Annotated in this window: 21 protein-coding genes; 13 read left to right on the top strand and 8 right to left on the bottom strand. The window is 41.5% G+C overall.

The features are described 5' to 3' along the window. Positions 1–2 precede the first annotated feature (2 nt). Genes LL912_RS02115 through LL912_RS02100 form a run of 4 tightly spaced genes read right to left on the bottom strand, consistent with a single transcriptional unit; the run spans position 3 to position 4156 of the window. Complete coding sequence (locus LL912_RS02115) at positions 3–464, bottom strand: heme-binding domain-containing protein (protein ID WP_235551905.1); 462 nt, start codon at positions 462–464, stop codon at positions 3–5. Beyond that, a complete protein-coding gene (locus LL912_RS02110) occupies positions 448–1119 on the bottom strand; it encodes a DUF3347 domain-containing protein (RefSeq protein WP_235551904.1) in 672 nt (223 codons plus the stop codon). The genes LL912_RS02115 and LL912_RS02110 overlap by 17 nt, the downstream gene beginning before the upstream one ends. A 1-nt stretch (position 1120) precedes the next feature. Then, on the bottom strand, positions 1121–3244 hold the full coding sequence (locus LL912_RS02105) for a heavy metal translocating P-type ATPase (RefSeq protein WP_235551903.1): 2124 nt from the start codon (positions 3242–3244) through the stop codon (positions 1121–1123). Between the two features lie 33 nt (positions 3245–3277). Continuing rightward, on the bottom strand, positions 3278–4156 hold the full coding sequence (locus LL912_RS02100; RefSeq protein ID WP_235551902.1) for a DUF3347 domain-containing protein: 879 nt from the start codon (positions 4154–4156) through the stop codon (positions 3278–3280). An 804-nt stretch (positions 4157–4960) separates the two neighbouring features. Between LL912_RS02100 and LL912_RS02095 the strand changes: the two genes are divergently transcribed. From LL912_RS02095 to LL912_RS02060, 8 genes are all read left to right on the top strand, one after another. Next, complete coding sequence (locus LL912_RS02095) at positions 4961–6361, top strand: hypothetical protein (RefSeq protein ID WP_235551901.1); 1401 nt, start codon at positions 4961–4963, stop codon at positions 6359–6361. A 152-nt stretch (positions 6362–6513) separates the two neighbouring features. Continuing rightward, positions 6514–6762, top strand: coding sequence for a hypothetical protein (locus tag LL912_RS02090; RefSeq protein WP_235551900.1), 249 nt, complete (start codon positions 6514–6516; stop codon positions 6760–6762). Between the two features lie 530 nt (positions 6763–7292). Beyond that, positions 7293–8411: a Fic family protein gene (locus LL912_RS02085; protein WP_235551899.1), complete on the top strand. Its 1119-nt coding sequence runs from the start codon at positions 7293–7295 to the stop codon at positions 8409–8411. Positions 8412–8590: 179 nt separating this feature from the next. After that, a complete protein-coding gene (locus LL912_RS02080; RefSeq protein WP_235551898.1) occupies positions 8591–8923 on the top strand; it encodes a type II toxin-antitoxin system HigB family toxin in 333 nt (110 codons plus the stop codon). Between the two features lie 12 nt (positions 8924–8935). Continuing rightward, complete coding sequence (locus tag LL912_RS02075; protein WP_235551897.1) at positions 8936–9382, top strand: helix-turn-helix domain-containing protein; 447 nt, start codon at positions 8936–8938, stop codon at positions 9380–9382. A gap of 26 nt (positions 9383–9408) precedes the next feature. After that, the gene (locus LL912_RS02070; RefSeq protein ID WP_235551896.1) at positions 9409–10368 is read left to right on the top strand and encodes an ABC-three component system protein; all 960 of its coding nucleotides are present in this window, start codon (positions 9409–9411) and stop codon (positions 10366–10368) included. Then, a complete protein-coding gene (locus LL912_RS02065) occupies positions 10365–10631 on the top strand; it encodes an ABC-three component system middle component 6 (protein ID WP_235551895.1) in 267 nt (88 codons plus the stop codon). The genes LL912_RS02070 and LL912_RS02065 overlap by 4 nt, the downstream gene beginning before the upstream one ends. After that, the gene (locus LL912_RS02060) at positions 10603–11796 is read left to right on the top strand and encodes a hypothetical protein (protein WP_235551894.1); all 1194 of its coding nucleotides are present in this window, start codon (positions 10603–10605) and stop codon (positions 11794–11796) included. The genes LL912_RS02065 and LL912_RS02060 overlap by 29 nt, the downstream gene beginning before the upstream one ends. Here LL912_RS02060 and LL912_RS02055 read toward each other — a convergent pair. Next, positions 11778–12886, bottom strand: a protein-coding gene (locus LL912_RS02055) for an IS3 family transposase (protein WP_406603590.1) whose coding sequence is annotated in 2 segments (ribosomal slippage) — positions 11778–12634 and positions 12634–12886 — 1110 coding nt in all. Because the reading frame shifts where the segments join, the coding sequence is not laid out codon by codon here. The two genes, LL912_RS02060 and LL912_RS02055, sit on opposite strands and share 19 nt — an antisense overlap. A 191-nt stretch (positions 12887–13077) precedes the next feature. Continuing rightward, a complete protein-coding gene (locus LL912_RS02050; protein WP_235551892.1) occupies positions 13078–13482 on the bottom strand; it encodes a helix-turn-helix domain-containing protein in 405 nt (134 codons plus the stop codon). Positions 13483–13629: 147 nt separating this feature from the next. Here LL912_RS02050 and LL912_RS02045 point away from each other — a divergent pair, with 147 nt between their 5' ends. The 4 genes from LL912_RS02045 to LL912_RS02030 all read left to right on the top strand — a co-directional run bounded on the left by LL912_RS02045 (position 13630) and on the right by LL912_RS02030 (position 16475). Further along, complete coding sequence (locus LL912_RS02045; protein ID WP_235551891.1) at positions 13630–14076, top strand: hypothetical protein; 447 nt, start codon at positions 13630–13632, stop codon at positions 14074–14076. A gap of 2 nt (positions 14077–14078) precedes the next feature. Beyond that, entirely contained in the window at positions 14079–14963 is an 885-nt protein-coding gene (locus LL912_RS02040) for a HEPN domain-containing protein (protein ID WP_235551890.1), read from the top strand. Between the two features lie 136 nt (positions 14964–15099). Beyond that, positions 15100–15717: a DedA family protein gene (locus LL912_RS02035; RefSeq protein ID WP_235551889.1), complete on the top strand. Its 618-nt coding sequence runs from the start codon at positions 15100–15102 to the stop codon at positions 15715–15717. Between the two features lie 509 nt (positions 15718–16226). Beyond that, complete coding sequence (locus LL912_RS02030) at positions 16227–16475, top strand: hypothetical protein (RefSeq protein WP_235551888.1); 249 nt, start codon at positions 16227–16229, stop codon at positions 16473–16475. 9 nt (positions 16476–16484) lie between these two features. Here LL912_RS02030 and LL912_RS02025 read toward each other — a convergent pair whose 3' ends face one another. Both LL912_RS02025 and LL912_RS02020 read right to left on the bottom strand, forming a co-directional pair. Further along, positions 16485–16784: a hypothetical protein gene (locus LL912_RS02025; RefSeq protein WP_008582816.1), complete on the bottom strand. Its 300-nt coding sequence runs from the start codon at positions 16782–16784 to the stop codon at positions 16485–16487. A 673-nt stretch (positions 16785–17457) separates the two neighbouring features. Continuing rightward, positions 17458–18693 carry a DEAD/DEAH box helicase gene (locus LL912_RS02020; RefSeq protein WP_235551887.1) on the bottom strand — a complete coding sequence of 412 codons (1236 nt, stop codon included), beginning with the start codon at positions 18691–18693 and terminating at the stop codon, positions 17458–17460. A 746-nt stretch (positions 18694–19439) separates the two neighbouring features. Here LL912_RS02020 and LL912_RS02015 point away from each other — a divergent pair. After that, positions 19440–20492, top strand: a complete 1053-nt coding sequence (locus tag LL912_RS02015; RefSeq protein WP_235551886.1) for a fatty acid desaturase family protein — start codon at positions 19440–19442, stop codon at positions 20490–20492. The last annotated feature ends 48 nt before the right edge of the window (positions 20493–20540 follow it).

Genomic DNA, 20540 nt, shown 5'->3' with positions numbered 1-20540 from the left:
TTTTAATCATTATTGTTGATTTGTTGATTGAACCAGGAAATCACTGTTTGTAATTCCTTTTTACCGAGCCTTGCATTCCTATGCAACAATGTATAAGAAGGGAGCGGCATCTCATTGGTTTCTATTTGCTTTTTGATCGCAGTTAACAGCCGCTCCTTTTTCCTGTCGGAATAAGTGCCCCATTCATTAAAATTCAGTTCTTTCTTCCCCTTTTTAATGTGGCTTTCAACCACCATTCGCGCCGGCTGGATATAGTCGTACCATACATAATTAGTATGATTACTATGACAGTCATAGCAGGAACTCTGCAATATAACCTTTACGTCAGCAGGTATATTATAAGATCTGGAAATATCCGTAGCCGCAACCTTGCCTTTATGAACATTGCCGGCGGGCTGGTAGCATTGAATGGCAATAAAAAGAATCAGTAAAACCAACGTTATGGCTTTAATCTTTTTTTGCATCCTGATATTCTTTTTTTACAGAACCGCAGCTGATCATTTTGCTGCCGTAGTAAGGGTTTTTTATTTCCCTGGTCTCGCTGATCCAAATGGCCCCTTTGCCCTCATTGAACATGGGACACTTATCCTGATATAATTTTTGAGGGGCTCCAAACAGGGCAATCAGATCATTCATATCCTTGCTCAGGGATGCCAGGTGTTCTCTCTGGTGTTCGATCTTCCCTGCGTTATCACCGATATGCTCCGAATTTTCCATGGCATCATCCGCAATATCCATATAGCCTTTATGTTGATCTGCGGGGATGCCCTTCATATCTACGCCTTTGAAGGTTGCCAATAATTTTTTACCGGCGTCTGCCGCCGCACTACCATTATCTTCAACCAATGCATTTTTTAACGCCAGATACGCGGTTACGATGGGTGCAACCGAAAAGCGTTTTGTTTCCTGCGTTGTTGTTTTTGCGTCCCCGCTGCCGGGTGTATTGCCAGCAGCCGGTGCCGTTGAATCCGTTGTTGTTGACGGAGCAGCAGCCGATACATCAGAAAGCCCGGCTGTATTATTTGCGGGTTGGTCATTATTTTTATTGGAGGCCTGATTACAGGAGATTACTGCAAATACCATGGTTACAGCAACAATTGATACGATTCTATTTTTCATTTTATTGTTTGTTGATTTTTAAAAGACTTGCATTGATAGCTACTACAATGGTGCTTACACTCATCAGTACAGCGCCCATTGCAGGGCTTAAAAGAAATTTGGGGTAAAGCACCCCTGCCGCAAGAGGGATGGCCACCACGTTATAGCCAACCGCCCAGATAAGATTTTGAATCATTTTTTTATAGGTACGTTTACCAAAACCGATCAGCTTTACCACATCCCTGGGATCGCTGTCCACCAGAATGATGTCAGCAGTTTCGGCAGCCACATCGGTGCCGGAGCCTACGGCAATACCTACATCCGCCTGTGCCAATGCCGGCGCATCGTTTACACCGTCACCCGTCATCGCAACAACTTCTCCTTTTTCCTGGAATGCTTTCACCTGCTCCTGCTTATTATGAGGAAGCACATTGGCCAGGTAGCCGTCCATTCCCAGTTTTTCAGCCACTGCGCCCGCTATTTTACCGTTGTCCCCGGTAAGGAGAAAGGATCTGATGTTCATTTTCCTCAGTTCATTAATTGCCTGCTGCGCACCCTCCCGGATGGTGTCTGCCAACGCAATGATACCTACCACCTGCTGATCTATTAAGATAAAAACCACCGTTTCCGTTTCCTGGTTAATTTCTCTAGGAATTTCCGGTAAGGACAAATGATTTTTACTGAAATAATTTGGCCCTGCAGCTACGACCGTTCTTCCATTCACCACGCCCAGTACGCCCATACCCTGCATATAGTTAAAATGGTCCGACCTCCACAAGGCAAGTTTTTTTTCCTTTAACGTGGTCATGATACCTTTTGCAATATGGTGCTCGGAATGTTGTTGTACGGCGGCAGCATAGCGGATCACTTCATCGGCATTATAGGCATCCGTTAACGGAATCACTTTTTCAACCGCATGAGAGCCCTTAGTGAGCGTTCCGGTTTTATCAAAAATAATGGTAGATAATTTTCTTGTGGTTTCAAATGCGGTACGGTTGCGGATGAGCAGCCCATTGGTTGCCGAAAGCGTTGTAGAAATGGCCACCACCAAAGGGATCGCCACACCCAACGCATGCGGGCAGGCCGTTACCATTACCGTAACCATCCGTTCCAGTGCAAAAGCCATATCGCCCTTGCTGACAAACCAGAAAATAAAGGTGGCCGCACCCACGGCAATGGCAATAAAGGTGAGCCATTTGGCTACGCTGTCCGCAAGATTCTGCGTATTTGATTTGGCAGCCTGCGCTTCCTGTACAAGATTGATCACCCTATTCAGGTAACTATCCTTTCCAACGGCCGTTACTTTTATTCTCAATGCTCCATCTCCATTAATAGCCCCTGCAATCACCTTACTGCCTGTTCCCCTTTTTACCGGAACGCTTTCCCCTGTAAGCATGCTTTCATTTATGTAGGAAAGCCCCTCCGTTACCAAGCCATCAGCTGGAATTTTTTCGCCGGGTTTTATGATCACCGTTTCTCCGTTATGCAGGTCTTCGAGTTTTATTTTAACGGCCGTTCCATCCCGTTCTACGGTAACTTCATTTGGCAGTAAAGCAACCAGTGATTGCAAGGCTTTTGATGCGGCCATTTGGGAACGCATTTCCAGCCAATGCCCTAAAAGCATTATATCAATAAGGGTTGCCAGTTCCCAAAAAAAGTCCATTCCCGGTAAGCCAAAAATAACGGCAACAGAATAAACATAGGCCACCGATATAGCAATGGCAACGAGCGTCATCATTCCGATGGCTTTAGCCCTGACCTCCCCAATCATTCCCCTTAGGAAGGGTAAGCCTCCATAGATATAGATCACCGTTCCCAATACCAGCAACACATATGAATCACCGACAAAGGAAATATTAAACCCCAGCCACTGTTGTATCATATGCGAAAGCAGCAGGATGGGAATGGTAAGCACCAGGCTTATCCAAAAACGCTTCAGGAAATCGCCCGAGTGATGCCCCTCATGTTTGTTAAAGCTTCTTTTCTCCGGATGGCGGTGCGCGTGCCCGGGATGTTCCTGTTCGGTCTTATGTCCATGAGCAACGGACGCATTACCCACAGGAATCAATGCCATGCCGCAAAGCGGGCATCTGCCCGGTTCGTCTTTCAGTACCTGGGGGTGCATGGGGCAGGTATATTTTGTCATAATCGAAACTATTTTTTACTAGAAACGGGCATCCTAATTCAGGGTTTCCACTGTACTGCCACAGGTTAACATCTGCGAACCGTAGTAGGGATTTTTTACCGTATTTTCCTTACTTAGCCAGTTTGCGCCCTTGCCGTTATTATACATGGGGCAGTGTTGATAATAAACAGGCACGTCCTGCTTTGAGGCTTTGGCCAGCTCATAAATATTTGTGGAAAGTGCAGCAAAGACCTCCCTTTGTTTAGCCATATCTTTTGATTTTGAGATACTGCCTGCATGAGCCGCGAGGTTATTAAATACGTTCATCCAGGCCGTATGCTCTTTTGCGGAAAGCTTGTTCATTTCTACTGCTTTAACGGATGCAGCCAATGCAGCGGCATTCGTGGCGGCAGCAGTTGCATCTGTTTTTACAAGAGCATCCTTTAACAAAAAGTAGCTGTCAAATACGGCTTTTAATTGCGATGCAGTTTGAGGAGCCGCAGTTGCTGATGGCGTCATTTCAGCATGGTTATGATTGCCCTGTGTTTCTTTCATATCCATTCCCGCCGCCTTGCTCCTGGCAACGGGCTTTTCCGCACGGTCATACCGGCAGCAGCCCGGCAGCTTTGCATACACATCATCCGGCGCCAGGAATTTTTCACTATCGTAGCCGGCTAAGGCAATACGTTTCAAAATTTCGTCCGGGTTTGTTTTGTCGCTGTCATAAGTAAGGGTAGCCATTTTTGTATCTTTGTTCCAGACTACATTAACCGTTTTTTTTAGATTCCCGGCTTTTTCAATGGTGGCTTTACACATATCGCAATTACCATAAATCTTTACGTTTTCCGTTTTCGTATTCCTGATTTGTGCAAAACCGTTTAGCGCCGATAATGATACAAGGATCATCATCAACATTTTTGATATTGATTTCATTTTGATTTCTTTTAAAGAGTGGTTGAAAATAAACATTTCCCGAAGCGGTATACGGCTCCCGGCAAGACATACGGATGGCTGTAAAGCCACCGGTTTAGCTTATTTTAGGTGGTAGCCAAATGGAGAGAAAGCCCGAAGAATAACGGGCTTGCTTAAACCCGTTTTTTTTCTTATCCGATTGGGTAAGAAGGTCTTTTGTACTTAATTCAATGGGAAAAGGTAAGCTCAGCGACGTAACAGAAGAGCTGCAATGGCAGGAATTATGATTGCAATTACCGTTACAATTATGCTGCTTACGACTTTTGTCGTTCTTACAGGTTTTTGTTTTGCAACAGTTTTTCTTTTCTGGCTTGTGCGATTTTTCGGTTACACTGGCTGCATGCACTGCCTTTGTTGCTTTTGTTGCACAGGCAGAACCTGAATTGGGAACCAAAAACAATCCCAACCCAAACAACACGAACAGACTAATATGGAGCCTTAAATATTTCAACACCACAAAGCTATTAATAAAAACGGAAAAATTTTACACATTTTATTGTTCCTTTTATATCATTCCCACAACCGTAGCTTTTTACCAACTGCCAATGCGGGCTTTTGAGAGCCATTTTCCCTGCTCCCCGGAAGCGTCATTACCGAAGGCTTCCCTGTTATCGGACGGCTTTAAACCCGCCGGCAACCGGTGCTGTACCTGGCCAGCGTATTGGCAGGGTGTTTGTGCTTTAACCCTTGGAATTCAGGTATAGAAGCAACGTGCAATAAACAAGCTCCGGGCGTAGTTGTATTCCCGGATAAAATATCCGCATCATGAACCGGGTTTTCTTAATGGTGATCATATGCAGTATTGCAACGTTGGGATACGCTCAGCATGAGCATTCAAAGCCCCGGGAAAAGAACACCGCTGATACCAGCGGGATGAAAACGGATAGCATACCCGGAGACAAGATACAAATGCCTCACCCACAGACCGATGTTCCCATGACACATGCGTTTTCCCTTAACCTTCCTATGAGCAGGAACGGTTCCGGTACGGGATGGCTGCCGGATGCTGCTCCTATATATGGTTATATGATCCATTCAAAAAAGTGGATGTATATGGTACACGGGAATATATTTATGCGCTCCAACAGTCAAAATGTAAATAACAGCGAAAAAAGAGGTGGAGACCGGTTTGATGCACCCACCTGGTTTATGTTAATGGGACAGCGGAAGGCAGGCAATAAGGGGCTGCTTCATTTTAGCTCCATGTTCTCATTAGATCCGCTCATACAGGGCGGCCGTGGATATCCCCTGTTGTTTCAAACAGGAGAAAGCTATAAAGGGCAGCCATTGGTTGACCGGCAGCACCCGCACGACCTGTTTTCCGAATTATCCGTTAGCTATGCCCATTCCTTTACAAAAAATGTTGATGCCTTTATTTATGCGGCCTACCCGGGGGAGCCGGCATTAGGCCCCGTTACTTTTATGCATCGCCCTTCCGCGCTTGATAATCCCAACTCTCCCATATCGCACCATTGGGTGGATGCCACCCATATTACCTTTGGCGTGGTTACCGCAGGTGTGCGGATCGGGAAATTCAAACTGGAGGGATCATCGTTCACAGGCAGCGAACCCGATGAGGAACGATACGGATTTGACAGGCCCAGGTTTAACTCCTGGAGCGGGCGCCTGTCCTTCAATCCCTCTTCGCATTGGGCGCTGCAGATTTCCCAGGGATATTTAAAAAGCCCAGAGGCCTTGCACCCGCAGGAAAATGTATATAAAAGCAGTGCCTCGGCCATCTTCAGTACTCAACTAAACAACGGCAGCCTTTTAAACGCCACAGCGCTTTGGGGCATGAATAAGCAAAAGGATCACAGCGGCCAGCATGCATTTATGGTTGAGGGCTCCTTAACAAAGAGAAAAGCTGCAATCTATACACGCTATGAGTTTACAGAAAAGTCAGCTGAAGAATTGGTATTGACTCCTGATTTTAACGCGCATGCAATATGGGGCATTCATGCTTTTTCCACCGGATTGAATTATGACCTGTTTGAATGCCGGGATACCCGGTTTGCGGTGGGCGGGCAATGGAGCATTTATAAAGCGCCTGCAACATTGAACGAATTTTATGGGAGAACGCCCATGGCGCTGCAGGTATATTTACGGATATCCCCGGCTTTAATGAAATTGGGGCATATGAAACATAAGCACCGTAGCCGCATGTAGCTTTAATCAAATAACCTCTTTCTTAATTACAAATTTACCATCCTTCTCCTCTCCCTTCAGCAATCAGAACTTCCTGCCTAAGAAATAGTATACAGCATAAAACTATTTAGCCAGTTTCCAATATGCACTGGCTCCTGCTTTGAATACACCAAATGAAAAAAAACAAAGGCGACAGGCCAAACAAACCAGTTAAACGCAGCTACCGTTTTCGGGTGGCTTGCTCCGCACTGGAACTGGAAATAACTGAAGCAGCTTTTAACAGCCATATCGCCAGCCGGCAGAAAACATTGCCCAAAGAAGTTTTAGATTTTACCGGGCAGCTAAATCACCTTGCCGCTAATAGCCAATCCGGCTGGCCACAATATGAATGTGCTGGTGCAGGGTGTCCTTATGTTTTATAGAAGAGAAGGGTTTTGCTCGTGTTGGTGATGCGGTTTGTTTTTATATATAAGTACTGCATCGAAAATAAAACAGACCTTTTATTAATTGGTGTGCAGAATGGTGTTAAGCGGTATTTTAAAGAATCGACGTCCTATGGAATTATTATGAAGATTGAATGCCCGGTGCTCTCGATCCCTATGAGTTTTAAACAATCAGAATTTTATAAAATCTTATTTCCTCTTCGTTCCGTTGAAGGGGTTAAAGAAAAGCTCATTTACAAGAGGACTATGCTACATCACAAATAGAGCGGGAATACTACCGGAACATTAGAAAAAGAAAAAAGGAGGCTACGGGCTATAGGCCTATTGCATTATAAAACAAGCCCAAGGGGCTTCAATCTAAAGCCAGGAAATTACAGAAAGCAACGAGCCATTGATGAAAATTCATATTATACTCAGAGTGTGTGCGAAGAACAACAGCGCTATTCTTCGCGTTTTTTGCGTATAAAAATTGCTAATGCGGAGAATATTTAATATATTCGTTGCATAAAATGCGTAGAATTTATATCTATCAATTGACCCAATGGCCTCATTTTCAATGGAACACGGGAGAAATAGCTTCCGTGCTGGCAGGCGTACGCCATCAACAGGGCCGGCTATTAGGGCGGATGGAAAACCTGGGGTTTACCCTGCGGGAGGAAGCTACCTTGCAAACCCTTACATTAGATGTGCTCAAATCCAGTGAAATAGAGGGTGAGCTATTAGATGCTCAACAGGTGCGCTCTTCTGTAGCCCGGCGTTTGGGAATGGATATAGCCGGTTTAGTTCCTGCCGATCGTAATGTGGAGGGCGTTGTAGAAATGATGCTGGATGCTACCCAGCAATATCAGGAGTTACTTACTGAAGACCGTCTTTTTGGCTGGCAGGCCTCTTTGTTCCCAGCAGGGCGCAGTGGTATGCACCGGATCGTAACCGGCCAATGGCGGGATAACCTGCCTGATGATCCTATGCAGGTTGTATCCGGCCCTATGGAGCGAGAGACCGTGCATTTCCAGGCACCGGATGCAGACCAGGTTCCGGCTGAAATGAAAGCATTCCTGGATTGGTTTAATGCTCCGGATAAAACAGACCCGGTATTAAGAGCAGCTATTGCCCATTTATGGTTTGTAACGATACACCCGTTTGATGATGGTAATGGCCGTATTGCCCGGGCTATAACGGATATGCAGCTGGCCCGTGCAGATGAAACGCGGCAGCGGTTTTACAGCATGTCTACCCAGATCCGTGCTGAACGTAAGGCCTATTATGATATACTGGAGGCAACCCAAAAAGGCCGGATGGATATAACCCCATGGATCCATTGGTTCCTGGGCTGTTTGGAACGATCCATAGAGGCAGCAGGCGCTACGCTAGCCGGGGTAATGAAGAAGGCAACCTTTTGGAAACAGCCGGCCACGCATACTTTAAACGACCGGCAAAAGCTGATGCTGAATAAATTGCTGGATGGATTTACCGGTAAGCTCACCTCCTCCAAATGGGCAAAAATTGCCAAAACCTCCCAAGACACAGCTATACGGGATATCCAGGACCTGATAAACCGGCAACTGTTGGTGAAAGAGCCTGCGGGTGGCAGAAGCACCAGCTACCTGTTAAATGATGCTTTGTTTTAAAAGAACCGTTTTTTGTTCAAGTGGTGGAATAACAAGTTTTAACGGCCTGTGTATAACTTACTTATCTGCTTTTAATAAAACTAAGTATTTTAGCAGTGCTATTGTTTTTAATTGGTTAGCTTGCAGTATTTAAAAGTTCTCTAAATGTGAACTTTTAAATAAAAAAACGTAATTTTGCTATGAAAGTTCACCTGATAAGAAAAGAAACCATAGAAGATTTTGTAAGACATAATGCTCAAAGCAGGACCTCATTTGCAGAATGGCTTATAAAAGTAAAGTATGGAGATTGGGACAATCCGGCGGATATTTTAGCCACATTTCCCAGTGCTGATTTGCTGGGCAATGGCAGCAACAGAGTGGTATTTGATATTGGCGGTAATAAATACAGGATGATTGGCAAATATGCTTTTGGAGATAAACAAATGCATTTATTCATTTGCTGGATTGGCACGCATGCACAGTATGATAAGTTATGTGCAAATGATGAACAATACACCAGAAGCGACTATTAAAGAAAAGCAATTATGGCAGCATTAAAATATAAGGTAATTACCAGTAAAACCCAGTACCGGGACTATTGTAACGCATTGGAGCAATTGTTGTTTTCCGGCAATAAAGACCGGGATACAAAAGATGAAATTGCATTGCTTACCCTGCTTATTGAAAAATGGGATGAGGTGCATAATACTTTTGAAGAGTTAAACCCTATACAACTTTTGCAATCTCTTATGAAAGAACATGATCTTAAGGCCAAAGACCTGGTGCCCGTTTTAAATATAAGCAAAGGATATATTTCTGATATTTTGAACTATAAAAAAGGGCTTTCAAAAGAAGTGATCCGTAAGCTGGCCGCCCGTTTTAAAATTTCGCAGGAGGCGCTTAACCGTCCCTATAAATTAACGGTACCTGAAAATGCACATTTAAGAAATGCAAGTGTAATGAACACTAGGAAAGAATTGGCGTATGTTTAAATTTTATATGTTCTAAATTAACTGCAATGTTTGTAACCTTAACTGCTGATGATCTATATATTGCTCGAAAGCTATTTCAATTGGAGATTTACAAAAGAAATGGGCAAAATTATGAAGACTTCTTCTCAAAAATAATGAGGCTGCATAATATTGATTTCATTCAGATTAAGCCACAGGGGCAATTTGGTGATAGAAAAAATGATGGATTTATCAAATCAACGGGGCAGTATTATCAAGTATATGCTCCGGAAAATCTTTCACACAAAGAAAAGGACACGATTGAAAAGCTTGTGACCGATTTCAATGGCCTATACGCATATTGGAATACCAAAGTAACGCCAATTTTAGAATTTAATTTTGTATTAAATGATAAGTATCAAGGCACATATCCCTCCTTACATCCGGAATTAACAAAAATAGAAGAAAATCATGCCGGGGTAAAATGTAAGCCATTTTTAAGCCAACATTTGGAAGATATCTTTCTAAAATTACCGCACAGTAATATTGAAGATGTACTTGGCAAAATCCCCACAGCAGAAAATATAAGCTTAAATGTGTCAAATCTTAATGAAGTTATCGAGTATTTAATAAGTTTAAAAGACGGCGCATCACCCGAGAATTTTCCAGTAAATCCTGACTTCGAAGAAAAAATAGTATTTAATTCCCTCAGCTCACCGGCAGCAACATTTTTGCGTTATGGTTCTTATCAAGATGGAGCTCTTAAAGATTTTTTTAAAATAAACAGCACCTTTGCTAAGGATGATCTCAAGAATACGTTTTCGAAATTATATAAAGACGCTATACAGGAAATCCCAGATTCAGATAGTAAAAATGATTTAGTCTTTTTTGATATTGCAAAAAAGGCTTATCCTAAACAAGGGAAGGTTTATCAGGATGCTGTATTTGTTCTAATGGCCTACTTTTTCAGCTATTGTGATATTTTTGAAGAGCCCCCTCTAAAACAACAACAAACTTTGTTTCAATGATTCTACCATCAAAGCATATTAGAATATCAGAATCTTTAATTGGGCTGGGAGCATATCTTTTGAAATACCTAAATGATGGGCCAAAATCGGTTGATCAGCTTTGGTTTAAAGTTGGCAAGCAAAATGATACAAAAAAGGCTTTTTCGTATCATGGTTTTGATAATGTTGTTTTAGCTTTAAATTATTTATTTATTATTGGAGCTATTGATATTAATTCTGAAGGACTAATTTATAATGCGGTTAATAAAACTATCAGCAAATAATCCTGGGTTCAAAACAATTGAATTTAACAGGATAGGCCTTTCTCTTATTGTGGGGAAAAGGCATAACAATGACTATACAAAAAATAAAAAGGACACTTACAATAGCGTTGGGAAATCATTATCTATTGCCTTAATTAATTTTTGCTTGGGCTCGCAAAAGAACCCTGAGTTTGAAGCAAAACTGAATGACTGGGAGTTTTCATTGCAGTTCGAACTTAGCGATATTTTATTTACTGCTACACGCAAGTGTAATAATCAAGGAGTAATTTATTTAAATAATGAAGAGAAAACGCTCAAAGAATATACAGACTTTCTTTCTTCAAGGGTTTTCGAAATTCCAGAGAATACAAAGTACGTAACTTTTCGTTCATTGCTACCACGGTTTATTCGTCCCCGAAAAGCCAGCTATAACTCCTTCGACAATTTTATCCCTGAAGAGCAAGAATTTCAAAAGATTATTAACAATGCCTTTCTTTTAGGACTTGATGTTTCACTTGTTTTGAAGAAGTTTAACTTAAAAGATGAGTTTGATAAGATTGAGGATATGCGGAAGGCATTTGAAAAAGATACAATTATAAAGTCTTTTTTTGAACAGAATGAAGATGATGACTTTGAAATTGATGTTGTCGATTTAAAGGTGAAAATTCAAAAGCTTGAACAAGGTCTATCAAAATTTGAAGTAGCAGAAGATTATCATGAAGTAGTGAGAGAGGCAGATGAATTAAAATTGCAAATTAAAGCACTCGATAATAAAGCAGCAACCATTAAAATAGCACTTTCCAATATTGAAAAAAGTTTAAATATTACCCCCGATATTCCCAAGAAGCGTATCGAACAGTTGTATAAGGAGGCAATGGTCAGCCTGCCAGACGCTGTTATAAAACAGTTGGCCGATGTTGAGGAGTTTAATAAAAAAATACTGGACAATAGATCCCAACGTTTATTGAAAGAAAAGTTGGGTTTCGAGAAAAAACTTTCTGAAATAGTTGCGAAATCTAAGCGATTGGGCAAGCTGAAAGATGCCAGACTTGAATATTTGAATAGTAAAAGTGCTTTAGATGAGTTTACTAAGATGAACGATCAGCTGAAAGAACTAAAAATAAAGCTTGACAGTATTGAAAAGTATCGTTGTAAGTACCCCCTTTTTCAGACAGCTATAAGTTGAATATTTTTCTTTTCACCAGCCAACTTTTTGTATTCAAGCGGTGTCAGGTTGTCCAGTGACTCGTGTGGTCTTTTGTGATTGTATTCTTCCATCCATTCCTGTGTTAGTACCCTTACCTGGTAGAGGTCAAAAAACAAATATGCATCCAATACAGCTTCCCTGTAAAGTCGGTTAAATCGTTCAATATAGCCGTTTTGCATAGGCCTTCCGGGTTGGATATACAGGATACTAATCCCTTGTTCCTTCGCCCACAGCTCAAAATCCTTTGAGGTAAACTCCGGACCATTATCCACTCTTATGGCCATGGGCTTACCATTGCTTTCGATAACCCTGTTGAGTGTCCTGATCACCCGCCTTGAAGATATTGAGGTATCCACTTCAATAGCCAATGCCTCCCGGCTGCAATCATCGATTACATTGAAGGTTCTGAACTTCCGGTTACCTGTCTTGCTATCGCTCATAAAATCCATACTCCATACTTTATTTACCGTTTCGGGTTGTTGCAGGGGATGTTTTATACGTGCCGGGAGCCTTCTTTTACCCTTGCGTTTTTTGTTAAGTTTTAACTGCTTATACACACGATAAACCTTTTTATGGTTCCAGTTTTTTCCTGAGCGCCGTAAATATGCAAAGAGCTTTCTGAAGCCATACGATGGATGGGCAAATGCCAACTCCTGCAAGGCTTCTATTACTGCTGAGTCGTCCTTGACTGACGAATAATAATATTGGGATCGTGGTAATGAGATTATCTTACAGGCCCGGCTCACCGGTATCTTTCGCTCCTTTACAAGCTCCTTGCTTAATTGCCTTTTGGTGGCAGGGCCCAGCCTTTTTTTGAGAACAAATCCCTTAATATCTCGTTATCCATTGCCAGGTTCGCATACATGCGTTTTAATCGGGCATTCTCTTCTTCCAACTCTTTCATGCGCTTCACATCTGAGGCTTCCATGCCGCCATACTTACTCTTCCAATTGTAGAAAGTGGCTTCGGATATGCCCAGCTCACGACAGAGTTCTTTGGTCGGTATACCGCCTTCCTGGCGCTTTAAGGCTGAAACAATCTGTGTCTCTGTGAATCTTGTCTTTTTCATTTTTTACAGTTTAAATTTAGTAAATCTCTCTAATTTTAAACTGTCTGGTTTTTAGGGATACTTACATTTAAACGTTCGCTAATCCAGTTATATTCCTTGTCTTCAGGCTGATAGAAAAATAGAAGTCTATTATCGCGTTCTAAGAAGTTAATCACTGTGAAATAATGTAAATATTTGAAAAAGAAGCAACACTACTTCACCTTTTCCAGCAACTTCTGCAACAATTCCATTTTCTCCTTCTCCGCCTGCAACAGGCGCTCATACAGCTTCCGGTTTTCAGCAATTTCTTCAGCCCATTTATCTATGGGATTAAAAGTGCATTTATAATTAAAGTCACCTTTACTATTATCGTTAAAGGTATTTATGTAAGAAATGGCGGCATCCTCATCAAAATTCTTAATCGCCTCCACTGGCACTTTCAATACATCTGAAATTTGTTTCAATAACGATTCTTCAATTTCTTCCTTTTGCTCCAACAGCGATATTTTGCGCTGGTTCCAGTCATCACCCAAATCAGCAGCCAACGCTTCCTGCTTTATGCCAAGCATTTCCCGGAACCGCTTCACATTTCTACCCTGATGTATTGTTTTCTCCATAAGATTTGATTTTTATGCCTTTGTGGCGTTTTTCAAAGATAAATAAATCGCCCTGCTAAAATACCTCATTTTCCCAATAAATTATCGCCTTTTAAGTTAGGATAGCGGCCGCAGCAGGTGGAGATTTAGGGCACAAATGCAAAAACTATGAAAAAGAAACCCACTCCCAAACAAAAACAGCGCAAGCCAATGCCGGAACTAAAGTGGCAAACCGGGGCCTATGAGCGTTTTGCTGATTTTAATTTCATTCTACCGTATCAATTCCTGCTGCTCTGCCGCCTGATGGGGGTAACGCCACAGGAGGTCCTAACTGATTTTATGGATGACCTGTCCTGCGGCAGTTGGAAACGTGAGGGTCGTGACGCCGCCAAAGAACACCTCATCAATTACTTTATTGCACACGGCTACGGACAAGAATATTATTCAGAAGCCGACATCCGCCAAATTTTTAAAGAAATGGATGCCGTTGGTCTGCTGTTTCCACGGGAAAGTAATGGTAAAATGGTAGACCGGTACGCCAAATGGCGGGATAAACACCAAACCTGGTGGTTTAAAAAATGGTTTCGTAAACCCCGGCATACTAAAAACAGCTAACCATGAACGAAGAAACCGTTGCTAACCATAAAGCGCTTTATCTGACTGATGTAGATAAAGCCATTGCCACAAAGGTGGTGGCCTCCATTACCAAAATTGTGCAGGTGGACACCATCTTTGTTTTAGGCAAAAAAGTAAATACAGCTCAGAACATATTTATGCCGGAATGCGGTACTGGCGCACGCACATCAGCATTTTGGCTGCTGACATTGATTACCGGCGACGATAAGCGGCACAAAATGTACCAGGACGAAATTGAACAAAAATGTAACTCGTCCACTGAGGTAAGTTGTATTGTAATGCAAACAAGCACTTTTGTACGTTGGTTCAATGAAAAGGATTCTTTTGCTTTAACCGTTTTATCAAACGCCCCATTTATTTGTAATACTAACCCCGAACTGGAAGAATGGAAAAAAGAAACCGTGGTAGGAATTATTCCGGCCACGGATAAAAAAGCATTTCAAAAGTGTTTTGATCTCTGTAATGAATACCTTGCCGGTGCAGAACTTTTTACCGTAAGGAAACAGTACCGGTTGGCGCTTTTTATGTATCACTTGGCTACAGAATTGTTATTAACGGCCTTTATAAAATCCCAAACCGGTCTGGAGCTGCACATTCATAACATCAACCATCTTAATCAATACCTCAGCTTTTTAGCTCCAGGCATTGCAGCCGATTTTTGGGGTGCAACACAAAAAGAACAGGAAGCTTTCAGGCTGCTTCAAAAGTCCTATTGCTCGGCAAGGTATGATGCAGATTTTGAGGTTGGATATGCACAGCTGGAAATCGTGAGGCAGAAAGTGAGTCGGGCGATACAGGAATTAAAAGAGATTAGCTCTCTTATATTTAAAGAGGCAGGTCGCTTTCCGCGGCTAAATATAGTTTAAAATGGATTTTGATTTTACGATTATTGCGCCTTTATATCGTGCTGTTACAGTCAAATTTTGCCGTAAACAAAAATTTGTTTTCTCCAAAAGAGAATTTTAAGTAGCTTTTCAAAGCAGTTTGTTTAACTAAATTCAAATGTTTAATCCCGAGGCACTAATTCAATATGGCGGGTTACTACTTGTTTGCCTGGCAATTTATGGGCAGGTAGGCCTTTTTTTCTGTTTCTTTCTTCCAAGTGGAGGGCTTCTTTTTATGGCAGGCGTATTGATTGCTACCAATGTGCTGAACCATAGCTTTTTTACGCTGTGCAGCTTAGGAATTTTAGCTTCGCTAATGGGAAATATTACGGGTTATATTGTCGGTTATAAGACAGGGACTGTTTTATATCGCAGAGAAGATTCAGGATTTTTTAAAAAACAGTACTTAACAAAAGCCGAAAACTTTTATAAAAAATATGGCGGCATGGCATTGATTGTTGGTGCATTTCTTCCTTTGATTCGCACTTTCACTCCCATTGTTGCGGGCATCATTCAACAAAAATTCAGCCGTTTTTTGTTATTTGCCTTTATTGGTTCTGTAGGATGGATACTTTGTTTTTCAATTGCCGGTTATGTAATAGGAACCATGCCCTTTTTACGCCCTTGCCTTAATTATGTAGTGATGGCAATTATTGTGCTGGTTACGGTGCCTGTTGTAATTAAAATTATACGAAGATTCAAAAAGGAAAAACAATCTCCTGATGCAGGTATTTAATCTTCTTTTTGTAAAGGGAACCATATTGAAGCAACTCCACCTGATATCTTCCAACTTTATACCTGATTTCCTTTTTTGAGTCCAGGTAATCCGGCAATATATTTTTTTTGTTGTAGTATGTTATTAATAGCGTATCTTCAGCAACGCAATAGCACATAAAGTAATTTAAATTTTCTACGGTTCTTATTTCTCTGACTTTTTGTATTCCTGTCTCTTTCCGCTTTCATTCACGCAGTTTAACCAAAATCAATCATAAATAACGGTTGGGTTTCAATAGGGAAGCCTGATAACAGAATTGGGGGAGTTGGGTATTTCTTCAGTCCTCCAAGTGTTTTGATCACTATTTGAATTTGATACCATGTATTTTTAAAAGGCAGCACTGGCCTCACATGCAGTTTAGCTGGATGAATGAAGCCCATATTATCAGGCATAATCGTTGAACAATAATTATGCACTTATAGACCATTGATCATTATAAACAAACCTCCCCGATAAATATATTTACTTATATGACATCCGAACAAATAGGCAGCGCCATACAAAAACAAAACCGACCCGTATTCGAGATCTGGTTTAAAAGTCGTTCTTCAATTAAAGGGCTATTTATACAAACAACAGACTATAATGAATTAAAGCTGAAAAATTTTTGGCGGATTGTAGATGAAAGCAGGATTGCTGAATATGACAAGACCCGAAATAAAGATCTGGCCCGCGTTTTTTATGGAGATGGATTTACAAAGCTGGAGATTACCGGCTAATGGCGCCTTCTAAAGGCTACCGGCTTTTCTTTTAAACTCCAACAGGCAATACGTAATATGCTCAGTAAGCGATTGCTGTAACTGTAATATGTCGTTTCGTTTATAAGTGCGTATCAAATCTTTGGCCTCCAGGCCCAATTGGTATTGCAGCCGGCGCTCGTATCTTCCGCACAACTGTTGAAATACATTTTCGTCTGTTTGACGGTCTAATTTCCCAGCCTGCTCTTTAAAATCGTGGTAAAGCTCTTCAAACAATCGAAACGCAGTTTTCCGGAAGCTGGTTATTATTAAAACAGGATCTTGTTCCATGTTGTTTCGTTCTGCGGTTAATAAACATAATAGCAAACTGATATCCATACCAACGCTTACCGGCACCAAAATGGACTGTGCCTTGTTGGAGATTTTAAGCCTGTTATTCAGTCCCGTATCCCGGGAAAAAAGCTGCCGAGCTAATCCCTTGGCTTTTCCTGTAATGATACCCGAATCCCTAAAAAAGTAGAACAGGTCATGGGAGTAATTTACAGTTCCTGAATATACCGCTTTTTTAGGGCAAACTCGTTAATATATTGCTGAGCTTTTTAGCGTGTTTACTCTTTATACGAACAGTTCTCAAAGAGCGGCCCCAAAATTGTTAACTAATTTGGCCAAACAACCTGTTTTATGACCCGGGGCCATACAATTCATAAAAAAAATCGTCCCTATTCCTTAAATCTATTGTTTGCCTTTTATACACTTGATATAAATAACCAGGTTTTTGCGCTGCCCAGCCAGGTGCAGGGTAACATAATTACCATTTATTTCTAACACGGTATATTGTCTTTTAGAATCGAACGGAGACTGCAGTGTAACTGTGTCTCCGATTTTTATATTTTCCATTAATACATTTTTATGCCACTGTATTTTATGATGCAGGCTTATTTCCGGAAAGCTTTCACCTAAAATAAAAATATGGCTAGGAGCTCTGGCACTACTGCATTGTTGATTAAATATGCTGCATAAGCGACCGGCCCTTTCTTTTAGCCGGACGGTTTGTTCGGCGCGGTATCTGCAACGAATCCGCTGCTTTAAAATCATCTCCGTGCATCAAGGGTACATCAAAAGCATGCCCCTTTATAACCGGTATGGTTTTACGGATCAGTTTTTGAATATCGCGTAAATACAATTTCTCCTCATAATCGCAAAAAGAAATAGCAATGCCTTCTGCGCCTGCTCTTCCCGTACGCCCGATACGATGTACATAGGTTTCCGGTTCATTTGGCAGCTCATAGTTGATCACATGTCCCATGTGGTCTACATCAATCCCTCTGGCTGCAATATCCGTGGCCACTAACACCTTTATTGCCCCTTTTTTAAAATTCAGGAGCGCCGTTTGCCTTGCAGATTGCGATTTGTTTCCGTGTATGGCAGCAGCTTTTATACCCGCACCAGTAAGATTTTGGGTAATCTTATCGGCTCCATGTTTTGTCCTCGCAAATACCAGCACTGTCTGAATGCGCTCATCTTTCAGTAACTGCAACAACAACGAAGGCTTAAACCGCTTTTCTGTGTAATACAACGATTGTTGTATACGGTCAACTGTTGTTGCCGGTGGCGTTACTGTTATTTTTACCGGCTGGCTCAACAGCGTACCGGCTAATTGTTGAATTTCCGTAGGCATGGTTGCAGAAAACAGGATTGTTTGTCTTTGCAAAGGTAATCTGGACAGGATCTTTCGCACATCATTCACAAAGCCCATATCCAGCATACGGTCAGCCTCATCCAGTACCAGGTATTGAATATTGCTTAAAGAAAGGCAGCCCTGGTTAAGTAAATCCAGCAAACGGCCGGGAGTTGCAATAAGAACATCAGCCTTTTGCCGCAATGCTTTCACCTGATTATATTGAGATACGCCTCCAAAAACTGCCAGGTGTTTTAACGAAAGGTACTTTCCGTAAACACCAAAACTTTCCGCCACCTGTAGCGCCAGCTCCCGCGTAGGTACTAAAATTAAAGCCCGGCAATTATTTTGCTTTGTTGCTCCCTGCAGGTGCAACAGTTGCAACAGCGGAAGGGCAAAAGAGGCCGTTTTGCCGGTGCCGGTTTGAGCACAGGCAAGCACATCTCTGTTTTGCAAAATTACCGGGATGGATTGTTCCTGTACAGGAGTGGGTGTAGTATAGCATGTGTCGCTCAGCGCCTTTAGCAAAGGGGCAATGAGCTGTAAATTGTTAAATGACAAAATTAAGTAAATTAAAAAATGATAAAATAGGGCAATGCTATTCACAAACAGTGCGAAGGCGATGCCTGTCTTACGTTAAGCAATCACTATATTTGAATGGGGGAAGGAAGACAAATCCAGTGTAGGATAACATACAAAGAACCGAAGGTAGTTCATTTAACCGGTATTGATCATTATATTTTCACAGCGATGACGTTTTGTGCTTTTTCTGAAAAATAGAAATCATTGATTACAGGTGGGTCTTGGCTTTGTTTATAATCAATGTTTTATATAAACCCTGGTAGTCTATAAAAGCAAATCAAAGTCAGGTGCTTAATGAAAATTTCATTTTAAAAAAAGGCCTGCATCCATCTCAGCCATTAGAGGTCAGCCAATTATCGAATACCGGCCGCAGCAAACAGGGTAATAAATAAGTTACCTTATTGACCTATTGCAAATAATCAGAACAATTACAATCCCGATAATGGCGATTCTTTAACACCGGCAAAGCCAGTAAATATTAATAATGCCGGTTTAAATAAGTATCTTACGAAAATATTTAACTACATATTTAAAATGTCTGCCTGAAACGGAGCACAATTATTATTCTCCACACAACACAATGTGCGAAATTCAAACCAGCTGCTAAAGTCTTCCACCAACGGCGAACAATAATAGAATATACGGATAAATCCGATGTGAGAGAGCTTTTCAAATCAAAGGTTACTCCAATACATCGGGCGTCTAAAAACAATAAAAATTTACGAATGAAAATTTTATCCGCCTTAACGGATCCCGTTTATACAACTAAAGCCCATTTTAGCCGTTACGAAAATTTCTGGCTCCGCTTTATGAATGACAAACGAGATCTTCCCTTTATGTATCTGCTTACCCGGATCCATATTTTCATATTGCCGGTTGCACTGCTGCTTTTTACCCCCCTGTTAAAAGGATGGGCATGGTGGCTGGTGGCGCTTATCTATTTTTACTTTTCTCAGTTTTATTTTAAGGGCCGCTTCGGTTTAATGTTCCATTGCCTGTGCCACAGGAAAATGTTCAAGCCCGGTCATCAGCAAAAAATTCATGGATACATCAGCTGGATTATTTGCCCGCTGTTTGGACATACTCCCGAAAGTTATTTCAGCCACCACATGGGAATGCATCATGTTGAAAACAATAACGAAGAAGACTCCAGCAGTACGATGCACTACCAAAGGGATAGTTTCAAAAGCTTCTTATCCTATTTTTTTAACTTTCTGTTTTTGGGAGTGATGCAAACCTTTCAGTATTTATATAGCCATAAAAGGAAAAAATTGTACACCCGGTTAACCGTTGGAGAATGGTCATACATCATTTTTTGTATTGTGCTCTGCTTTGTCAATTTGAAGGCCACATTAATGGTATGTGTTTTTCCGTTGCTGTTTGCCCGGTTTGTAATGATGCTGGGGAACTGGGCACAACATTCGTTTATAGACGGCAGCAATCCTGAAAACATCTATACAAATTCAATTAACTGTATTAATACGCCCTATAATCACACCTGCTGGAATGATGGGTACCATATCATACATCACTTGCGGCCGGGTATGCATTATACAGACATGCCGCAGGAGTTTTTAAAGCGACAGGATGAGTTTGCACGGCAGAAAGCCATTGTATTTGATGGCATCCATTATCTTCATGTTTTTTATTATTTAATGACCCGGCAATATAATAAACTGGCCAGTAATCTGGTTAACATCAATAATACATTTGAAACCAGGGAACAGGCTATTTGCCTGATGAGGGAACGCACACAAAGGATCCCGGGTAAATCCTGATTCATGCCATCGATCTTTTCCTCAAAATGAGTCTTTTGATAACATGCC

Origin of the sequence: Niabella agricola (assembly GCF_021538615.1) — a bacterium.
Classification (GTDB): Bacteria; Bacteroidota; Bacteroidia; order Chitinophagales; family Chitinophagaceae; genus Niabella; species Niabella agricola.
Note: the sequence above shows the minus strand (reverse complement) of the source record. Positions and strands in the feature narration are given on the sequence as shown.